At 46.5% G+C, this 19,169-nt stretch carries 17 protein-coding genes; 5 read left to right on the plus strand and 12 right to left on the minus strand.

The window, feature by feature from the left end:
* Positions 1-5: 5 nt before the first annotated feature.
* Complete coding sequence (locus BMW45_RS10300; RefSeq protein ID WP_092243013.1) at positions 6-1,424, minus strand: N-acetylmuramoyl-L-alanine amidase family protein; 1,419 nt, start codon at positions 1,422-1,424, stop codon at positions 6-8.
* 351 nt (positions 1,425-1,775) lie between these two features.
* Between BMW45_RS10300 and BMW45_RS10305 the strand changes: the two genes are divergently transcribed.
* Both BMW45_RS10305 and BMW45_RS10310 read left to right on the plus strand, forming a co-directional pair.
* Positions 1,776-2,234, plus strand: coding sequence for a DUF6323 family protein (locus BMW45_RS10305; RefSeq protein ID WP_092243016.1), 459 nt, complete (start codon positions 1,776-1,778; stop codon positions 2,232-2,234).
* Positions 2,224-3,072 carry a DUF6179 domain-containing protein gene (locus tag BMW45_RS10310; protein WP_092243018.1) on the plus strand — a complete coding sequence of 283 codons (849 nt, stop codon included), beginning with the start codon at positions 2,224-2,226 and terminating at the stop codon, positions 3,070-3,072. The genes BMW45_RS10305 and BMW45_RS10310 overlap by 11 nt, the downstream gene beginning before the upstream one ends.
* Positions 3,073-3,227: 155 nt before the next feature.
* Here BMW45_RS10310 and BMW45_RS10315 read toward each other — a convergent pair whose 3' ends face one another.
* From BMW45_RS10315 to BMW45_RS10365, 11 genes are all read right to left on the minus strand, one after another.
* A complete protein-coding gene (locus BMW45_RS10315) occupies positions 3,228-3,485 on the minus strand; it encodes an HPr family phosphocarrier protein (RefSeq protein WP_092243021.1) in 258 nt (85 codons plus the stop codon).
* Positions 3,486-3,522: 37 nt separating this feature from the next.
* The gene (locus tag BMW45_RS10320; RefSeq protein ID WP_092243023.1) at positions 3,523-4,236 is read right to left on the minus strand and encodes a KDGP aldolase; all 714 of its coding nucleotides are present in this window, start codon (positions 4,234-4,236) and stop codon (positions 3,523-3,525) included.
* A gap of 3 nt (positions 4,237-4,239) precedes the next feature.
* Positions 4,240-5,340 carry a DgaE family pyridoxal phosphate-dependent ammonia lyase gene (locus tag BMW45_RS10325; protein WP_092243026.1) on the minus strand — a complete coding sequence of 367 codons (1,101 nt, stop codon included), beginning with the start codon at positions 5,338-5,340 and terminating at the stop codon, positions 4,240-4,242.
* A gap of 20 nt (positions 5,341-5,360) precedes the next feature.
* On the minus strand, positions 5,361-6,047 hold the full coding sequence (locus tag BMW45_RS10330) for a DUF4310 family protein (RefSeq protein WP_092243031.1): 687 nt from the start codon (positions 6,045-6,047) through the stop codon (positions 5,361-5,363).
* Between the two features lie 15 nt (positions 6,048-6,062).
* Positions 6,063-6,842: a DUF4311 domain-containing protein gene (locus BMW45_RS10335; protein ID WP_092243034.1), complete on the minus strand. Its 780-nt coding sequence runs from the start codon at positions 6,840-6,842 to the stop codon at positions 6,063-6,065.
* A gap of 25 nt (positions 6,843-6,867) precedes the next feature.
* Positions 6,868-7,185 (minus strand): DUF4312 family protein, encoded by a 318-nt coding sequence (locus BMW45_RS10340; RefSeq protein WP_092243037.1) that lies wholly within the window; start codon positions 7,183-7,185, stop codon positions 6,868-6,870.
* Between the two features lie 6 nt (positions 7,186-7,191).
* Complete coding sequence (locus tag BMW45_RS10345) at positions 7,192-7,551, minus strand: glycine-rich SFCGS family protein (protein ID WP_092243041.1); 360 nt, start codon at positions 7,549-7,551, stop codon at positions 7,192-7,194.
* A 22-nt stretch (positions 7,552-7,573) separates the two neighbouring features.
* Positions 7,574-7,918 (minus strand): hypothetical protein, encoded by a 345-nt coding sequence (locus BMW45_RS10350; RefSeq protein WP_092243044.1) that lies wholly within the window; start codon positions 7,916-7,918, stop codon positions 7,574-7,576.
* Entirely contained in the window at positions 7,908-9,017 is a 1,110-nt protein-coding gene (locus tag BMW45_RS10355; protein ID WP_092243048.1) for an amidohydrolase/deacetylase family metallohydrolase, read from the minus strand. The genes BMW45_RS10350 and BMW45_RS10355 overlap by 11 nt, the downstream gene beginning before the upstream one ends.
* A complete protein-coding gene (locus BMW45_RS10360; protein WP_166433313.1) occupies positions 9,014-10,636 on the minus strand; it encodes a BglG family transcription antiterminator in 1,623 nt (540 codons plus the stop codon). The genes BMW45_RS10355 and BMW45_RS10360 overlap by 4 nt, the downstream gene beginning before the upstream one ends.
* A gap of 546 nt (positions 10,637-11,182) precedes the next feature.
* A complete protein-coding gene (locus BMW45_RS10365) occupies positions 11,183-15,445 on the minus strand; it encodes a 2-hydroxyacyl-CoA dehydratase (protein WP_092243054.1) in 4,263 nt (1,420 codons plus the stop codon).
* Between the two features lie 253 nt (positions 15,446-15,698).
* Here BMW45_RS10365 and BMW45_RS10370 point away from each other — a divergent pair, with 253 nt between their 5' ends.
* The 3 genes from BMW45_RS10370 (at position 15,699) to pyk (ending at position 19,012) form a co-directional block, all read left to right on the plus strand.
* On the plus strand, positions 15,699-16,640 hold the full coding sequence (locus BMW45_RS10370) for a magnesium transporter CorA family protein (protein WP_092243056.1): 942 nt from the start codon (positions 15,699-15,701) through the stop codon (positions 16,638-16,640).
* Between the two features lie 74 nt (positions 16,641-16,714).
* Positions 16,715-17,560, plus strand: a complete 846-nt coding sequence (locus BMW45_RS10375) for a rhomboid family protein (protein WP_025229922.1) — start codon at positions 16,715-16,717, stop codon at positions 17,558-17,560.
* Between the two features lie 15 nt (positions 17,561-17,575).
* The gene (gene pyk / locus BMW45_RS10380) at positions 17,576-19,012 is read left to right on the plus strand and encodes a pyruvate kinase (protein WP_092243059.1); all 1,437 of its coding nucleotides are present in this window, start codon (positions 17,576-17,578) and stop codon (positions 19,010-19,012) included.
* Positions 19,013-19,169 lie beyond the last annotated feature (157 nt).

Here is a 19,169-nt window from a genome sequence, read left to right on the forward strand (position 1 = left end):
TGGATTTATTTAATCTTATCGTAGCTGGATTCTTTGATGGATCCGTCGCTGTTGGTCTTGTAGTATTTACCGTCGCCATCCTGAATGTTTGTCTTGCTCTTTGCAAGCTTTCCGCTTGTTCCGACTAAGTACTCTTTCTCATTGTATTCCACTACTTTATATTTTTCATCTTTGTCAGCTTTGATCAGTCTTCCCTGTACGTAGATGCTGTCATCAGTGATGGAATTGTAGCCGGCACCCTTGTTGCTTCCAGCCTTGCGGAAGTTGTAGGTGTATTTCTCGCCGTCAATATCAATGGTTGTCTTGCCGGTTGACATAGCGCCTTCCTTAGGAGATGTTCCGAAGTAGTAAACCTCTGCGGCATCATCTGCTGCTGGGAAATCGCTTTCTGTTTCGATCTCATCGTAGGTTGCAATGGTCTTACCTGATTCAAAGGTCAGCTTATAAAGACCCTGAAGCATTTCGCCCTTTTCGTTGAACGCATAGCTTAAACCGTTAATGGACTTGATCTGGCTTGTTGTCAGCTGTCCGCTTGTGGAAGCGTAGAACCAGTATTCTGTATCGTCATCATAAGCTTCCTGATCAAGCTCTGGTCCTGGAACAGTCTTGAACCAGCCTTTTGCAAGCCAGCACTGTTCTGGGAGATTGTAATATTGGTTTGCATTGCTTGCTGTTGAAGCGGATGCCATTTCATACCACTCGGATTCAGCAGCACCGTTTTCATTGAAGCGGTATTTTTGGCCGTTGATGGTTTTGGTGGTATCTTTAACCTTCTTGCCGTTGGTACCGAAATAGAACCAGTAAGCTCCGTCAAAGTTGTCTTTTTCATTCTCTGAATCTTCTACTTCGACTGATTTCCAGCCATTTGCCTGAGCACCGTCAGAGGAATCGCCTAAGTAATAGGTTCCGTCCTTCCAAGCGTCGTCTCCGGTCTGGCGTGTGGAGTCATCATTGACCCAGCCAAACAGCATTCTGCCTTCTGAATCAAAGGAATAGTTATGGGACTCTCCGTTAGCAACCTTTATGGATTTAAAGGAAGTCTTGCCGGAAGTAGGAGCTTTAAAAGCTTTTCCGTTGCTTCCAAAGTAGTACCAATAAGTATCAGGAGCATCTTCTTCATCCTGGTCGGCGGTAACTTCACGCCATTCATTTGTAACCATGGCTCCTGATGAATTTACATAATAGTAATTGTCATCGGATTCGATTAAGCTGCTGGTTGTCATCTCGCCGTCTTCGTTAAGATAGAACCAGTTGTCTCCGGATTTGCGCCAGGACTCGGTAGATAAGTCTCCGTTGGAGTCGTAGTATACCCAGGTGTCATTTTCCTGTGCCCAACCCTGTGCGGCGAAGGAGGTCATGGATGCACCTATGGTAAAAATCGCTGCAGCGCAGGGAATAAGCCATCTAAGTTTCTGTTTTCTCATGTTTGTTCTCCTTTCATAAGAACCCTTTTTGTTAACTTTGTCAGCAGGTCTTGCTGATGGAATGACTTTAAACCATGGAGTAGGTCTAAGGTCAAGTGATGTAAAAAAGGCGTAAGAATGCGTAAGAAAAGTCGGAGAATTTAAGAAAACCGTAATCTCACCATATTCTGGAAGCTATTCCTGAGGCTGGAAATAGAGGGCGAAAAAGTGCAGAAAAATAAAAAAAAGAGAGACAGGAATTCCTATCTCTCATGCAATAATCATACCACAAAATTGACTTTTTTTCAAGTCTTGTAATTCTGTTCTGTCTGGAGTAAACTTTGTATTTATCAGAAGATTGGAGGGTTTATTATGGATGATGGGAAGTGGCTACAGACTGCAAACGATGGTTTTCAGATTGCCAGGGTAAAAGCGGCCAATGATTATACAAAAAAGTTTGGCCTGGTTTTAACGGATGAGGAGGCTTCTCTGCTGATCGGGGAGAGGAAAGATGCATTAAAGGAACAGGAACGGGTGGAGTTCGGGGAGGGCATCCTTCCGAAACTGATTTTTGCATTTTGTGATTCCCCGTATATTTATCAGGATAATTATATGGATTCCCTGGGAAGACTTCAGGATATGTTCTACCTTTATAAAAATGAATCATTGGATGAAATTACTGATGATGAACTGATTGAATTCATGAAGAACCAATTTGACGGACCGTGCCAGGGTTCTCTTGATCATCTGGAGGATACTGGATTGGAGGCTTTTGCCAGACGCATCCGCTCTGGATCAGATCTGTATGAGGAAGAAGACGATGAGTTTTGAGACGGAAGAGTTAATGCCAATCGTAGCAGAATTGGCAGATAAGTATACGGGAAAGGAAAGTACCTCCATTACCTATGAAAAAGCAAGGCAGCTCATGGAAGCGGTTCTGTACTGTATCCATGAGTACGAAGAAGATGCCAAAAAAGGGCAGGAACTTCTTTCTATGGATGGGAAGCCGGTGGCAAAAAGGGTCTATAGCCTGGGATATGAGACGGTGCTAAGGAATGTGAAGGAAACCCAGATTCTGTATAACAAAGTAATACCGGATTTTAAGTATTATGAAAACCGGTGTTATTACGATACGTTTGTCAAAGGAATCCCCTCTTTCTTTTTGTATTATGATCCCCGTTTCCAGCCTCAGAATCACCTTCTCACGCTGGATTATCCGGTTTTGTATCCAGTGTATCCTTTGCAGGGAATTGATGCCATAAGCGCTTTTGTGAAATGTGTCAGCCTGGAACAGGTTTTCCTTGGAAAATTACCGGATGAATACGTTCTCCATGTACTGAGAGCCTATTCCCCGGACCATGGGGATCTGATCATCAACCTTGCAGGCATTGTACTGCGGAATATTCTGGGCTGCCGAATGGCTGGTAAGAGGGTCAATACAGAGGGATATATCCCAGGGGAACTGGAACGGTTGATAGATTATGTAAATCTATACAATGCGGATTCCTTGGAGCAGGAGATGAAAGGACTGGTTGATGAACTGGTACAGTCCGGGTATGATGGTCTGGAGGAATTGGGTGATTATCTAAAGGCCGATCTGCATGATTATTGCTTTGAACTGAAAAATGCTGTGAAGAACCAGTGCGTGGATTCCATTCTCGCCATATAATGTAAAGCAAGGGGAAAACTTTTGAATTTCCGGATACCTTAGAAGTATATTCACGCATTTTTTCGGCAAAAGGGCAGGCTCGTAATTTTGTTACTAGCCTGTCCTTATCATTTACAATCATCGATTCATGGGAGGCAATCCTTCACACCTCTATTTTAAAGATTATCCGACAAAAACTTTTCCATGGTGGCTGCAGCTTCCGCCTCGTCCTCCCCCTCAAATGTGACGGTGATTTCTTCCCCCTGTCTGATAGCCAGGCTCATAATGCCGATAATGTTTGAAGCCTCTATCATTTTTTCGGGTTTTCCAATCATGGCTTTGCTATTAAAATTCTTTGCCAGCTTTGTCAGTAACCCTGCCGGTCGGGCATGTATGCCTAATTCATCCTTGATCGTGTATACGATGGTTTTCATATTGACTTGACCTCCTCGGTTTTTTTCGCGGTACTGCTCACCAGCTCATTTTCGCCAGCCGTTCCAGACAATCGGGACTTGTTCTTCCGGTTTCCGGATTAACCAGTGATGTATAGAGGTGGGGAATAATGGTTGTAGCGCCGCCATCGATGCAGGCACGTACAATTTCGTGCACATTTTCCATATCGATTCCGCCCGTTGGCTCGAATATGGTTATGCCCTCGTTTACCGCGGCACGAACCATGGCTTTCAGCTCATCAAGACATTTTAAACCGCCGATGGGATAGAATTTAACCGATGGCAAGCCGATATCAGCCATAAGCTTAGCGGCAAGCTCAGCGCTTACAGGCTCTTTTTTCCGGGAGCTTATGGCTCCGGTAGCCATGTAAACGATTCCAGGCTCACCGGCAGGTTCAATCAATGAGTTTACAATGAACTCACTTTTATGAATCTCCTGCAGGCGTCCCATTGTGTAGCCTGCGGCAGGGTAAACCTGATTGATATGGAACGGACATGTGCGGACCGAAACATCTGCCACACGCTTCCACATAGCGGGATCGCCCCCGCCTAGGCCAACCGAAGCACGCACGCCGTTTGCCTTAAATTCTTCTACTCTGGCAACGGCTTCGTCGTCAGTGGCAAAGTTTTTAACCATCACTCCAACCAACGTGCGTTCCGGAGCAAAACGGCTGATTTCAACGGCGTTCTCCAAATCCTTTGCTAAAACGTTAAAATAAATATTTATTGACATACGTTACCCCTCCAAAAGACAGCTCTTTATGCGGTCAATAATAATTTCCTCCTGTCCGTCAAACAGCGGACGGGGATCAATGGACAGAATGCCCTGATTTACATAGTAGTCGCGCACATAAATCGCAGGGTCTCCTTGTTTTAACAGTTCATTGAGCTTTGCGGCATTCATGCCTGTTTCGGAACCTACATGGATTTCAGCGCGGTAAATTTCCCGTCCAGCTTCATCCTGCGCTACCCGGCACTTAAGTCCTCTTACCTGTGCAAGCTCATCGCACATACGCTGCATGCGCTTTTTCTGGCCCTCCGGATTACCCTGGGCAGGGTCATACATTTCAAGTGCTGTAACGAGGCCCATCATAGCTTCTTTTGAAACCTTCATTGCACGGCCAACACCTTTGTACTGCATTTTACATGCCGCAATATAAGAGGATTTGCCGGCAATCAGACCGGACGTAGGTCCGGACAAAGCCTTTCCTCCGCTGTATAATACCAAATCTGCGCCCATGGAAACATATTTGCAAAAATCTTCTTCCGCAGCAGCATCGATGATAAGCGGCAGGTGATAATTTTTTGCAAGCTCCAGCATAGATTCGATGCTCTGCATGCCCTTTTGCACCGCATGGTGGCTTTTTACATAGAGTAAAGCTGCGGTTTTTTCATTGATTGCTGATTCTATGTTGTAAAGTTCCACCTTATTTGAACAGCCGGCTTCCACCGGAACTCCACCGCCCAAACGCAGCATCTGTGTTATGCTGCCTCCAAAGTTAATGGACTGGCCCTTTTGGAGTATAATCTCATTTTTAAGGCCCCTGGTGTCAGGAATACGCTCGATAAGCCCCAGATTGCAGCCTGCAATGCAGGCTGCTGTGGCAATTACCAGGCCGCTGGCTGCCCCGCAGGTGGGACAGCCGTCCTCAGCCCCGGTTTTCTGAGCGATAACCCTACCGGCGTGGTCCATTAGTTCTTCAATAACAACAAAATTCCGGAGCGCGCTCCCCACGCTCTTTACAACGGACTCGCTCACTGCACTGGCGCCGAGTATGGTCATCTTACCGTTGGCATTTATGACCTCCCGAAGCCCAGACTTGGCGTATATGTTCATATCATCGCTCCTTTTCTTCTTTAAGCCGGTGGCAGCGGGAAGAAGATACCCATAATCATAGCACCGATAATCGCGCCGCCGGCGATAGGTTTTTTAAGAGCGTAAAGAACTCCGGCGCCTATGATGGAACCGATGCCGATGGGGACTGAAGCACTGCATGCAGAGATAACAAGCAAAGGTCCAAGGAAACGCCCTGATGCATTACCGGCGCCCATCATTACATCTGCGCCAAAGGTAGAATTTGCCCGGCCAACCGTAAGTTTTTTAATAAGTACGACTACTGTACCCACAATAACCCCCAAAATCCCGCCGATGATCAGTGAGAGCGGGAAGCTGTCTAACGGAGCAGTTTTGCCCGATGCAAGCATAATGGCTGGAACCCCGATTCCAATACCGGTCTGCAAAGCTCCGCCGATATCAAGGATGCCAACCAGCGAACCTTCCAGCACCCGTGCGAATAAAAAGCTTGCTCCAAAAGCCGCAGCCGCGCCCAGGGCAGTGCTGTCCTCCAGTCCTGCTTTCAGCATAGCAACAACTGATACATCGTTAAATGCGCCTACGCCATAGGTCACGTACATATGTGTTCCGGCAAAGATAGCTGCTGCAAGAAGACCTACAAAGATCGGAAATGACCAGTCAGCATACCAGAAGTTTTCAAATCCAAAAAGTCCTTTTTTACCATCTGCTTTCTTGTTTGTTTCAGACATTTAAATACTCCCTCCTTATTTCGTCATTCCAAATACGCCGTGTAAGTTTGTCAGCCAGCCCGGAACTTCAAGATTCATCTGTGTAATGAGCTTCAAATCCACGCCACGGAAGAATGCGCTAAGTGCAAACAGAATAAAGACTGCTGCAAGCAAAGCCTTTGTCACCTTGTTCCATCCGCTGTCATCAACTCCCTTGCCGATAAGAATACCAAGTACTACACCCGGAACTGCATTACCCATGATGACCTGTGCAAGTCCGCCAAGGACAGTACCCCAGATACCGGAACGTCTGCCCGCATCCAAAGCAGCCAGCCAGAAAATTACCGGCATGACAGGGTTTATAAGCAGGTTGGCAGCAGGTACTAAAACCGCAACTGCGATGGTCTGAACTGAGGACGGAACTGCAACGGCTGTGGTATTTAAAAATGCAACGATCACCGCGCCGATGACTCCGCCTGCCAGTGCCATCTTACGAGGATCGTGAAGGGTTTCCTCCACATTTTTGTTTTTAATCATCAGGGCTGCAGCTGCCCAGTTCGGTATAATGCGGTGATCAATGTCCTGGGTAAGAGCACCTGCGCCCACGACGGATGCCCATGAATTGAAGAAAAATCCCAAACCAAACGAAAAGTGGGAGATAGGGTCGCCTTCGCAGGCATTTAGTTCTCCCAGAGTACGGAACGCGCCCATACCCTGCACGGACGGCGCATGGAACATACGCGCGGCACCGGCACCTATACCGATTCCAGCCAAACCACCGATGATAAGTGATTTGAAAAGTATTATCATTAACATAACATTCCTCCTGACTTTAAAGATCTTACCGGAAAATTGATTTGTTTGTTTTTTGCTTAAAGGGTATGCTATCCATTTTTATACATACCACCCGTACCCGTACACGCAGCCGCAGAAAGTATTCAAAGCGGGTTCTCCTAAAAAACAGGAATAGAAAACGCTCTGTATACTGTATTTCGTCGGCCTCTAAAACCTCTGCATCAAGCGGTTCTATGCGCAGCGGAGTGCCGCTAACCTCGTTTTTTAAATTAGAAAACGCTGCGTTTAAGGCTTGCTCCTTTGTCTGGCCTCTGCCTTCGATTTGCAGAGTCATTTCCCTTTCTTCGGTTATTGGCTTTGTCACAATGATCTACCCCTTTATTTTTGTCATTTCTTCTGTCAACCGTCGTCCCAGTTCTTCGATGTCCATGAACCCAAAGCCTAAAACACGCTTTCCGTTCCGAAGGGCCGTTATACCCTCGTCAACCGAACGCATTCCGTGCTCCGCCGGATATCCGTACTTGGATTGCGCTGTGATCGCTCCGGCGCCTCCGCTTCCGCAGAAGGATATGCCGATATCCGCGTTTTCCTTTCTCATTACATCGCCTAGCCTCATGTCAGCGCCCACACCGGGAATAACCACTGCGCGGCCACCCGCCGTTTCAACTCCCTTTGCCACGTTCTGACCCTTGCCCAAGCGGTCTCCGATAACTACTACAATTTGTTCCATAATCCTTTACCTCCTTTTTATGCTATATGCTTTCTTTGACTCCTTCAAAATGGATGGACAGCAGGTATTTTTCCTCGTCCGCAATTCCACCGACAACATCCACAATATTCTTTGACAGCATGATGGAATCGGCAGATACATCCCGAAACAACTCGGGGTCGATGTCGAGAATCTCGCCCGTTAAGCTGCGGTCAATCATTGCACATACATGGTTTACCAATGACTTCCATCTGTAATCTTCAAATGGAATACCGTCTGACCGGCATCTTTCTGCCAGCCATTCAATGACCGCCTGAGCTTTTTCAGGTTCTTTGCAAGCCTGTATGATTTGACGGATGTCATCACCCATTTTAAAATCAGAACTCATTGCCCCACACCTTCTTTCCCTTCATAATTGCGGCAACCGGCTTAAAATACCGGGTTACGCTTATTGCCTTTCCTTCGGAGTCCACGAGTTCCTTAGCCCCCTGATTTATTCTGAAAATTGTTAGGTCTGCAGGTTCTCCCAACTTGATGGCGGCGGGAGAGAGCCCTAAGAATTTGCGGGGCAAATCTGTTACCCGGCGTACCAGATCCTCTACGGTAAAGCCATAGGGCAGGAATTTTGTCATTGTGTCCATAAGGCTGCCAACCGGGCTTTCAAAATTTCTGCTGTATAAATCTGTGGATATTGTAAAATCAACCGGATAAATGCCCATGACCCGTGGAACCGTATCGGAAGAGAAGCTTGACGAGCCGTGGCCTACGTCAAACCTTACTCCCCTGCTTGCGGCTGAAACAAATTCTCTGGGGTAATCCGCTACGCCGCCTGCCTTACCATGGAAGCAGTGGGTTACGATGTCTCCCTGGCGGAGCAAATCAAGAACTTCATGAAGCTTTGGCGGCTGGTTTCCTATATGTATCATAAGCGGCAGACCCGATTTGTCGGAAAGCTCACGGGCATAGACGAGGGGATGGATTCCATTTTCCTTTACCACGGAACCGCTCATACGGACCTTAAGACCTACAATGTGACTTCCATGCTGTTTCTGAAAGCGCGAAAGCTCCTCCGGTGTCATTAAATCATCCATGTCAGCAAGCTCACTTAGTCCGGCGCAAAGACCGCTGCGGGCGATGTTTAAAAAGAATCGGACATCAGTGCTGTTTCTGTTTATGATTTCCTTTTCAAAAAAGTCGAAATCCTTTACGCCGGTGCTTCCTGCGTCAACGACCGTGAGCACGCCTTGACGTATGCCGATTTGATCCGCAGAAATGGAAATAGGGGCATGGTTTTCAAAAACATGGACGTGGCTGTCTACAAAACCTGGCGCAGCATAGCAGCCGGCGGCATCAAATACCGGAATATCCCCGATCCTGTCCGGCATCCCGGCAAAGCGTCCGTCTAAGATGCATAAATCCCTTTTTTGGGTTTTGCCAGCTGAAGGATCGATTACCTCTGCATGTTTGATAATCATGGTGTTTGTCATATGATCTCTCCTTGTTCCTTAAAGTAATAAGTGAGCGCCTGAATTTCATCAAGGGTTAAGAAAATTCCAACTTCAGACATTCTGTTTTTTAAGAGGCAGTCCAAAGGCCGTTCCTCTTTGGATTTGGCGGTAAACTGCTTGTCGAATACATAGCGGTTGGCAAGCAGCATGACATGTGCAAGAAAAGCGAGTTCCAGACCTTGCTTTACTGCGTAAACGGGATGTTCCTGAAGTACAGCATATATTTTTAAGCCTGCCAGAATGACTTCCTGGGAAACCTCCTCCTGCTTGTTGCTGTCCATGCTCAGGGTAACGGGCTGGCTGCTGTTGAGAATCTCGTTATCTTCCGTCCGGTCGTCAATAAGCTTACGGATGGACTCAATATCCGCCTTTGTGGGAAGGGGTTCTACAACTACCACAGGCACCGTTGCTTCTATGGGAAATATGCTTATGATAAAGTCAGGCTTCGAGTGCTCCACCACTTCGGTTACCTCTGAAAGAGAGCAGTGCTTTACGACTTCCAGGCGCCGGATCTCGGCTTCCAGCATTCTTTCTATAAGCTTTGCAGCTCCCCGTCCCGTAGCACATACGAATACGACCCTCATTTTCCGCCCGACACCCAAATTCTTCTGTGCCACCAGAAAATGCAGCGCAAGATAGGATATAAAAGATTCATTGGGAAACAGATACGCATCATCAATGTGATGCCTGCATACGGTCCTTATGCTCTTATAGAGATGGTAGTGGTTTTTGATAATCAGGTCATGGAAGGGGTTTCGGTCAGTATCATTTTTTTCGGTTGAAAACATATGGGAAAGGTCATGGCGCAGATGGTTTAAAAGTCTTGAATACAGCGTATTGTCTTCATAATACGGAAAGTTCTCCATGATGCTGACCTTCTGTATCAGGTCTACGCTTAACCCCGCAACATCTACCTGCATTTGTGTCTTCTGGTAACGTCCCTGTACATAATCGAATTCATCCTGCAATGTGGGAAGATTGTTTTTTTCATAAACCTCGCACCAATAAAGTGAAAGTCCACTTTCATCCTTTAACGCCTCCTGCATGGAATCCCCAATGTATTTCTTTATGCGAACTCTGGCCAGGCTGACCAGCAGGCGGGTTACCATGATCACGATATTTTCCTCCAGAAGCACCGAACCATGGTCGCGGTATGCACGGATCATCATTTCCTCAACCACTTTATAATCTCCGGCAGAGACTCCGCTTAACTGTAAGGGCGGCGTTTCCTTTGAGATACCGTCCTTTATTCTGTCAATCATTTTGTAGATATCATAAACTGACATACTGTCGCGCAAAAGCTTCTCAGCCAGAGAACGCAGAGCGATTTCCGAGCCGTCTAAGCGATAGCCGAGACGCACCTGCCTTTTAAAAAACAGTCCGCTGCCTTCAAGAAAAACATTCACATAGTCCATGTCGCTTAAGATTGTGCCGCGGCTTACATTAAGCTCTTCTGCAAGCACGCCTGCGGTAATATAACCTTCGCGGAACAGAAGCTGCAGCAAAATATGCCTGACCCGGGTTTCCTGGCTAAGATGGATGTTTATTTTCTGCTGCTGTGAAAGCTCGGCAAGGGCATGTTCTCTCTGTTGTTTCATACAATTCACCCAAATGCCTTTGCCGGGACTTGAACAATACTCAATGCCTTGTTTCTTAAAAAAGAACTTTATATTTTCCAAATCGTATTGTACGGTCCGGGAGCTTACCTGGAACTCGTCAGCTAAATCCTTGATTCGAATGCTGCCCTTGGCGGACAGTATTTTGCCTGCAACTTGAATTTCCCTGCCTGTAAACACCTGCATCCCCCTTTTCCCATCTTGTTTCCTTCCTCCAAGTACCATGCAAAACGACCGATTAATCTGGATAATTTCATAAATTAACCGTAAATATTACCATATACTACTTATGTCATGTAGTATAGCAACATTATCGGGCAAAATAAAGAACAATTTGCTTCACTCTACTTAGTGCAGAGATTTGACAATTAGTATAAAATGTATATTTTATACGAAAGTTTTTTGTATATGTTGCCATGTATTATCGTGGAAGTCTACTCTGGATATTTTCCTGTGCCAGACCGTTTCCAGGATTTTTACAATAAAAAAGATACCGGGAAGATCGTTCGATTCTTCCCGGTATCTTTTTTATATCGTCTCTGATGGATTTTCCCCTCTGCGCATATTTTTCTGGGCAGTAGAGAGCATCAGCTTGATTCGGTTTAACTGGTTTACCTCGCTTGCGCCGGGATCATAATCCACGGCAATGATATTAGAGTCAGGATAAGCTTTCCGCAACTCCTTAATGACGCCCTTTCCAACGATGTGGTTGGGGAGGCAGCCAAAGGGCTGGGTGCACACGATATTATTGGTGCCGCTGTGGATCAGCTCCAGCATTTCTCCAGTCAAGAACCAACCTTCGCCGGTCTGGTTTCCGATGGATACAAATTCCTTTGCCATATCCGCCAGATTTCCGATGTGGGCCGGGGCTGTGAAGTGTTTGCTCTTTAACAGCTCCTTCTTTGAAGTCCTGCGGAAATATTCAAGCAGGGAGATCCCCATATTGGATAAGGCTGCGGTGGTTTTTTTGCCGCCTAATTTCTGGGCCTTAAAGTTATTGTTGTAGAAGCAGTATAAAAGGAAGTCCATCAGGTCCGGCATAACAGCTTCTGCACCTTCTGATTCCAGCAGCTCTACAATGTGATTGTTAGCCAGAGGTGAAAACTTAACAAGGATTTCTCCTACGATTCCTACCTTGGGCTTCTGAACGGCAGTTCTTGGAAGATTGTCAAAATCCCTGATAATTCCCTTTATGTTACGGGAGAAGGTCATCATGTCCGGAGATTTCCTGGACAGGGATTCGATGCACACCTCTTTCCATTTGTCATGAAGGGAGTTGGCTGAGCCTGGTACCTTCTCATAGGGGCGTGTTGCATATAACACTCTCATAAAGACGTCGCCGTATACCACTGCCTGCATGGCCTTTGTCAGCATGGGCAGAGTGATGGTGAATCCAGGGTTCGACTCCATGTTGTTTGCATTGACGGAAATGACCGGGATATGCCCCATATCTGCTTTCTCCAGGGCGCGCCTGATGAAGCCGATATAATTGGAAGCCCGGCATCCGCCTCCGGTCTGGCTCATGAACACCGCAGTGCGGTCTAAATCGTATTTACCGGAAAGAAGTGCATCCATGATTTGGCCTACCACGATTAGGGACGGGTAGCAGGCATCGTTGTTTACGTATTTTAACCCGGTATCAATGGCAGAGCGGTTGTCGTTTTGAAGGACCTCCACCCGGTAGCCAAAGGAACGGATGGCTGGTTCAATTAAATCAAAATGAAGGGGAGACATCTGAGGACACAGGATGGTGTAATCCTTCTTCATCTCTTTGGTAAACATAATCCTATGATAAGCGCTGGAAACTACCTTTTGCTCGTAGTGGCGTTTGTCACGCACCCGCAGCGCCGCAATCAGGGAACGAATGCGGATCCTGGCAGCTCCCAGGTTATTGACCTCATCGATCTTTAAAACCGTATAGATCTTGCCGGAGCCGGTTAAGATGTCATTAACCTGGTCTGTGGTAACGGCATCCAGACCGCAGCCAAAGGAATTCAGCTGGATCAAGTCCAGGCGGCTCTCTTTTTTTACAAGAGCGGCGGCCTGGTAAAGCCTGGTGTGGTACATCCACTGGTCAGTAACCACCAGAGGGCGTTCAATTTCAGCCAGATGGGAAATGGAATCCTCCGTAAGCACTGCAAATCCATAGGAAGTGATAAGTTCCGGGATGCCGTGGTTGATTTCCGGATCCACGTGATAGGGGCGGCCCGCCAGCACGATACCATGCCGGTCATTGTCTTCCAGCCACTTTAAAGTTTCCTCGCCCTTTTTCTCCATATCGGACCTGGAAGCCATGAGCTCCGCCCAGCCCTTCCCGGCGGCAGCAGCAACTTCAGACGCTGGAATCTGGAATTCCTTAACAAATACCTCTGTTAAGCGTCCGGTAAGTATTTCTTCATTGGTAAAGGCCATGAACGGGTTCAAAAAGCGGATATTTTCCGATTTAATACCTTCCACGTTGTTTTTAATGTTCTCTGCGTAGGAGGTGACAATGGGACAGTTAAAATGGTTTCCTGCACCAGGGGTTTCATTCCGTTCATAGGGAATGCAGGGATAAAATATGGTTTTAATTCCCTGTTTGATCAGCCATTCAATGTGTCCGTGGGCGATCTTTGCCGGATAGCATTCCGATTCGCTTGGTATGGATTCAATGCCCAGTTCATAAATCTTTTTGGTGGACTGAGGGGAAAGCACGGTACGGAATTTCAGTTCCTTAAAGAAAACAGCCCAGAAGGGGTAGTTTTCATACATGTTTAGGACCCTGGGAATGCCGATGGTACCCCGCTCTGCAAGATCCGGGCTAAGGGGCTCGTAATCAAACATACGGCGGTTTTTGTAATCAAAGAGGTTTGGTATTTCCCTCTTTGCTTTTTCCTTGCCAAGGCCTCGTTCACAGCGGTTTCCCGTTATAAACTGACGCCCTCCGTCAAAACGGTTAACGGTAAGCACACAGTTGTTGGTACAGCCCTTGCACCGGGCCATGGAGGTTTCGTAATGCAGTCCCAGAATTTTATCCAGGCTCAGCATGGTGGTTGTTTTGGATTCCTCATAGCGTTCTCTTGCGATAAGAGCAGCACCAAAGGCTCCCATGATGCCTGCAATATCAGGCCTGATGGCTTCGCAGCCTGCGATCTTTTCAAAGCTTCTTAAAACGGCGTTGTTGTAGAAGGTACCGCCCTGGACCACCACATGCTGGCCTAAATCAGAAGCATTTGTAATTTTTATTACTTTAAACAGGGCGTTTTTAATGACTGAATAAGCAAGCCCTGCAGAGATATCGGATACCTCGGCCCCTTCCTTTTGGGCCTGCTTTACGTTGGAATTCATGAATACCGTGCATCTGGTCCCTAAGTCGGTGGGGTTCTTGGCAAACACGGCTTCCTGTGCAAAATTCTCTACCTGGTAGTTTAGAGAGTTGGCAAAGGTTTCGATAAAGGAGCCGCAGCCCGAGGAGCATGCTTCGTTTAACTGAACGCTGTCCACGGTGCCGTTTTTAATGCGGATGCATTTCATATCCTGACCGCCGATATCCAAGATGCAGTCTACCTTTGGTTCAAAGAAGGCGGCCGCATAGTAGTGGGAGATGGTCTCCACCTCTCCTTCATCAAGCAGGAATGCTGATTTTAAGAGGGCTTCACCGTATCCAGTCGAACAGGACCATACGATCTGGCTGTCCTTTGGCAATTGCTCCTTGATTTCACCCATGGCCCGGATCGCTGTTGCAAGCGGACTTCCATTGTTGCTGCTGTAAAATTTATATAACAGGGTGCCGTCTTCGCCTACAAGAGCCACCTTTGTGGTGGTGGAGCCTGCATCGATGCCTAAAAAGCATTTTCCATGGTAGGAGGATAAATCACTGGTTTTAACGCAGTGGCTGTTGTGACGGTCTATGAATGCGTCAAAATCAGCCTGATCCGCAAACAGGGGTTCCATGCGCTTTACTTCAAATTCCATTCGGATGCCGGAAGATAAGCGGCCGATCAGTTCCTTAAGGGAGATCTCCCCTCCTTGTGTTTCCTCTGCATTCATGGCCGCACCTGTGGCAGCAAATAAGTGGGAATGCTCCGGAGCGATGATCTCATCTCCAGATAAATGGAGGGTGCGGACAAATGCCTTCTGAAGCTCCGGTAGGAAATGGAGCGGGCCGCCTAAGAAGGCCACATGGCCCCTGATGGGCTTTCCGCATGCCAGACCGCTGATGGTCTGATTCACCACTGCCTGAAAAATGGAAGCAGCAAGATCTTCTCTGGTAGCCCCTTCATTGATGAGCGGCTGGATGTCCGTTTTAGCAAATACGCCGCAGCGCGCGGCAATGGGGTAAATGGCCTTATAATTGGCCGCATAATCATTTAAACCGGAGGCATCGGTCTGTAAAAGCGCTGCCATCTGATCGATAAAGGACCCGGTGCCGCCGGCACAGATCCCGTTCATACGCTGGTCAATGCCGCCGGTGAAGTAAATAATTTTTGCATCTTCTCCGCCGAGTTCGATTGCCACGTCGGTCTGTGGGGCATAATCCTTAAGAGAGGTTGCGACCGATACTACCTCCTGGACAAAGGGAACCTTTAAATGCTTGGACAGAGTTAATCCACCAGAGCCTGTGATGGCAGGGCGTATTTCTATAGGGCCCAACTTATCAAAGGCCTTCTTTAAAAGGCCTGCCAGTGTTTCCTGTATGTTTGCAAAATGCCGCTCATAATCAGCGAACAAGATCTCATGGTCTTCGTTTAATACAGCTATTTTAACCGTTGTTGAACCGATATCGATTCCTAGTGTGTGATATGTAATCATATGTGCGGGGTATCCCCTGCCTCCTTTTGTGTAAAAGTAAGTTGCTGACTCACCGAACATCAGTTTAACATAAAATAAGAAATAATACAATTGCCATAACATGCTAAAAAAATGTTAATTCTAGTAAAATTTGTTTAAGTTAACGAAAAGAGGTTCCTTTTCATTTGACAAAAATGGCCTGGGAAATTATAATGTATAAGTCAAAGTCTGCCAACGTTTCTATTTAGATTTTTCAGTGAAAGAGAGAAATGCTATGATTCAGATTTATAAAACAGAAGACGGCCTGATTCAGCAAAAGGATGAGCTTTCTCCCGGTTCCTGGATCGCCCTTACAAATCCTACTGCCACAGAGATCCTGGAAATCGCCAACACCTGTAAAATCGATCCCGATGACTTAAGGGCTCCTCTTGATGAGGAAGAACGTTCCCGTATCCAGACGGAGGATCATTACACGCTTATCCTGGTGGACGTTCCCACCGTAGAGGAACGCGGCGGCAAGGACTGGTATGTTACCATACCAATGGGTATCATAACGACAGAAGATGCAATCATTACAGTCTGTCTGGAAGAGACTACAGTTCTTAATGCATTTATGGATGGCAGGGTGAGGGATTTCCACACCTATATGAAAACCCGGTTTATCCTGCAGATTCTTTATAAGAATGCATCTTTGTATCTGCAATATTTAAGGATTATTGATAAAAAGAGTGGGGAGGTGGAAGAGAAGCTTCATAAATCCACTAAAAACCGGGAACTTATCGAGCTGTTGCAGCTGGAAAAGAGCCTTGTATACTTTACCACATCTTTACGCTCCAATGAGATGGTGCTTGAAAAACTGATGAGAAACGAAAAAATCAAGAAGTACCCCGAGGATACGGAGCTTCTGGAGGATGTCATCGTAGAAAACAAGCAGGCGATCGAGATGGCAAACATCTACAGCGGGATTTTAAGCGGGACCATGGACGCATTTGCTTCCGTTATATCCAATAACCTAAATATTGTAATGAAGTTTCTGGCAACCATCACCATTGTTATGTCCATACCAACTATGGTGGCAAGCTTTTACGGAATGAATGTTAATTCCCTTGGCATGCCTTTTGCGGATAATCCTCATGGCTTTATCATCGTTTTAGGTCTGACTCTGGCCCTGACGCTGATTGTAGCGTGGATTTTTTCTAAAAAGGATCTGTTTTAGCTTTAGCAGAGAAGAGGAGACACCCTGGGGGTATACCTTTATGCCCAAAAAGCGTGGGCAGAAATGAGGAAAGCATGAAGTTTTTTTATAATTTTGAACACAGATTCAGAAAGTATGCGATTCCGAATCTGATGTACTATATCATCGGTATGTATGGTGTGGGACTCTTAATGGAGATGCTCGCACCGGGATTTTACTGGCAGTACCTGTCCCTTGACGCTGGGAAGATACTTAGCGGCCAGGTGTGGAGAATAGCCACTTTTATGATTTATCCGCCGGGAGGCGGCACGTTCTTAAGCCTGATCAGCATGTATTTGTATTACATGCTGGGAGTAAACTTAGAGAGGATCTGGGGAGCATTCCGTTTTAATGTCTATTTCTTCATGGGAGTCATCGGTCATGTGGCGGCGGCGCTGATCGTGTATGTTTTCATGGGAAAGACGGTATATCTGACAACGGAATTTCTCAATTATTCCCTGTTCTTTGCCTTTGCCGCCACATTTCCGGATTTGGAATTCCTTTTGTTTTTCGTGATTCCTATAAAAGCCAAATGGCTGGCCATCTTTAACGGAATCTATTTCCTGTATGGCTTTATCACTGGCAATATAGCGACCAGAGTCACGATATTCATGTCCTTATTGAACTTTATCATCTTTTTCGTTTTGACACGGAATTTAAGCCGGTTCAATCCAAAAGAGATCAAAAGAAAGCAAAATTTTAATAAGCAGATGAAGATAAAGCCCCAGGGCTGGACACACCACCGGTGTGCCGTTTGCGGGCGGACCGAAAAGGATTCCCCAAACCTGGAATTCCGTTATTGTTCAAAATGCGAAGGCAGTTTTGAATACTGTTCTGAGCATTTGTATACACATAAACATGTAACACCGTCCAACCCCACAACCGGTGATACGACCAACTAGCTACGGAGGATAACGATGAAGAGAACCAAGATTATTTGCACCATGGGACCTAATACCAACGATTACGCAATGATGAAGGCACTTGCCGAGCACGGCATGGATGTTGCCAGATTCAACTTTTCACACGGTGATTACGAGGAGCAGAAGATGCGCCTTAATTTACTGAAGAGCATCCGTGAGGAACTTGACCTTCCGATTGCAGCACTTCTTGACACAAAAGGACCGGAGATCCGTACCGGACTTTTGAAGGACGGCAAAAAGGTGAATCTGAAAGAGGGAGAAATCTATATCCTGACAACAGAGGAAATCGTTGGAGATGAAACAAAAGGACATATTAACTATGATGGCCTGAATGAAGATGTAGTCCCAGGAAACCGTATCCTCATTGATGATGGCCTGATTGAACTGGAAGTCATCGAGGTAAAGGGCAAAGAGATTACATGCAAAATCATTAACGGCGGCGAGCTGGGAGAGAGAAAAGGCGTCAATGTTCCTAATGTTAAGGTAAAGCTTCCGGCGCTTACTGACAAGGATAAAATGGACATAAAATTTGGTATCGAGCAGGGCTTTGATTTCATTGCAGCTTCCTTTGTACGTACCGCTGATGCCATTTGCGAAATTAAGAAAATCCTGGATGAGCATGGTTCCAACATGGCCGTTATTGCCAAGATCGAAAATGCGGAAGGCATTGAAAATCTGGATGATATCATCGAAGCCAGCGACGGCATCATGGTTGCCCGCGGCGACATGGGAGTTGAGATCCCGGCCCAGGAGGTTCCATTCATTCAGAAGAGTATCATCGAAAAATGCAATGAAGCCTGCAAACCTGTTATTACGGCAACCCAGATGTTAGATTCCATGATCCGCAATCCTCGCCCAACCAGAGCAGAGGTAACGGACGTGGCAAATGCAGTTTATGACGGAACAGATGCAGTAATGCTTTCCGGCGAGACTGCTATGGGTAAATATCCGGTTGAGGCTCTTTCCATGATGGCTTCCATCGTAGAGGAGACAGAAAAGCATCTGGATTACAGCGCATACAGAGAACGTAAGGTTTCTGCTGTTAATGTGCATAATGTATCCAATGCAGTATGTTATTCTTCCGTTTCCACAGCTCATGATCTGGGTGCCAGTGTGATCGTTGCGCCAAGCATCACTGGCTTCACTACAAGGATGTTATCCAAATGGAGACCGGAAAGCCTGATCATCGGCCTGTCCCCAAGTGCTTCCGCCCTTCGCCAGATGCAGTTATACTGGGGCGTAAAGCCATTCCACGGAAAGCGTGCAGAATCCACTGACGTTTTGATTTATTCCTCCATGGAGCTGTTAAAGTCAAAAGGCATTGTTAAGGAAAATGAAACGGTAGTAGTAACTGCCGGTGTGGTGAATCCGGTAAGAAAAAATGAACCGGCAGCACATACCAACATCATGAGGGTCGTAACCGTAGATTAAGGGATGCCCGTGAGCGAGTAAAACCGCAGGTTTTAAAAGCGCACACCGCAGATTACATCTGCTATGAATAATTATACAAGAAAAGTGTAGACAAAGGAGTCTATCCCCGGTACAATGTAGCTTACAGCAGATGTGCCGGAGACAGGCTCTTTTTGCA

This window comes from Lacrimispora sphenoides, assembly GCF_900105215.1.
In the GTDB taxonomy this organism is placed as follows: Bacteria; Bacillota; Clostridia; order Lachnospirales; family Lachnospiraceae; genus Lacrimispora; species Lacrimispora sphenoides_A.